The sequence below is a fragment of the Aggregicoccus sp. 17bor-14 genome (assembly GCF_009659535.1).
Classification (GTDB): domain Bacteria; phylum Myxococcota; class Myxococcia; order Myxococcales; family Myxococcaceae; genus Aggregicoccus.
The window spans coordinates 1-1,066 of sequence record NZ_VJZZ01000038.1 but is presented as its reverse complement, the minus strand read 5'-3'; the positions used below and the strand labels follow the sequence as shown (position 1 = coordinate 1,066).

Genomic DNA, 1,066 nt, shown 5'->3' with positions numbered 1-1,066 from the left:
CGCCTAAGCGCCCGGACACGGATGTTGTCCAGGGTAGCGCAGGCGTAGGTGGTGGCGGCGCAGTGCGCGCCGCACCGCCGCGAGCAGTTCGTCGAGGGTGCTGAAGCTGCGCTCGGGCAACTCGTAGCCCTTGAGTACCTCCAGCACCGCCTCGACGTCGTTGAGCTCGGGCGAGTAGGCAGGCAGGTAGAAGAGAGTGAGGCCCCGGTGGCGCAGGGCGCGCGCCGCCTTGCGCACCCGGTTCGCCACGTGGATGCCCACGTTGTCGAGCACCACGACGCACGGGCGCGTGCCCGAGGGGAGTCTGCGCAGCAGCCCCACCACGTCGTCGGCCGTCAGGGTGCGCGGCTGCACGCGGTAGCGCAGGCCGGGGCGAAGGCCCAGTGGGCGGTAGGCCACGAGGGCGTTGACGCGGCGGCGCACGGGGTTCTCGAAGCGCACCAGCTTGCGCGTGCCGCGCAGCGCCCAGCTGTAGCCGGTGGGCTGGGTGGGACTGAAGCCGCACTCATCGAGGTAGAGGAGGTCTATGCGCCCTGCGCGGGCCTTTTTTTGAGCCGCAGCAGCTGCGCGCGGGCGCGCGCGACGGCCTCTTTGTCCTGCCGGTGCGCGAGGCTCATCTTGGTGCGCCGCCAGCTGGCGTTGAAGCCGACGAGGTAGCGGCGCACCTGGCGCGGGCCCAGGTGGATGCCGTGGGCCTCCAGCGCGCGCGACAGCTGCCCTGCGCTCCAGGTGCGCCCCTGCTTCAGCAGCGCGCCCAGGGCCGCCTCGACGGCTCGCCGCCGCGCCTCATCCGGAATGGGGCCCGGCAGCCGCTTGAAGAGGGCCGCTTCGCCCCGCTCGCGCCAGCCCTTGAGCGCGCGGCGCACCGTCTTGTCGCTGCAGCCCAGGTGCTGCGCAATGCGCGGCGCACTCCAGCCCTCGGCCGCCAGCAGCACCATCTGCACCCGGTCGCGCTCGGCCGCATCCACGTCCGCGGAGTGGCCAATGCTTCGCAGCCGCTCCCGCTCTGCCCTGTCCACCCGCAGCGAGTCCATGCTGGGGGTGGACATTATCTATGTCCGGGGGC

2 protein-coding genes are annotated in these 1,066 nt (G+C 72.4%); both read right to left on the bottom strand.

Translation table 11 applies throughout. From position 1 onward, the window contains the following. Positions 1 to 3: 3 nt before the first annotated feature. Positions 4 to 633 carry an IS630 family transposase gene (locus tag FGE12_RS29945; protein ID WP_153870080.1) on the bottom strand — a complete coding sequence of 210 codons (630 nt, stop codon included), beginning with the start codon at positions 631 to 633 and terminating at the stop codon, positions 4 to 6. Then, positions 525 to 1,049, bottom strand: a complete 525-nt coding sequence (locus FGE12_RS29940; protein WP_153870079.1) for a helix-turn-helix domain-containing protein — start codon at positions 1,047 to 1,049, stop codon at positions 525 to 527. Before FGE12_RS29940 ends, FGE12_RS29945 begins: the two co-directional genes overlap by 109 nt. Between the last annotated feature and the right edge of the window lie 17 nt (positions 1,050 to 1,066).

Coding starts and splice junctions, on each gene's coding strand:
- FGE12_RS29940 (WP_153870079.1), bottom strand. CDS start 1,049: ATGTCCACCCCCAGCATGGACTCGCTGCGGGTGGACAGGGCAGAGCGG.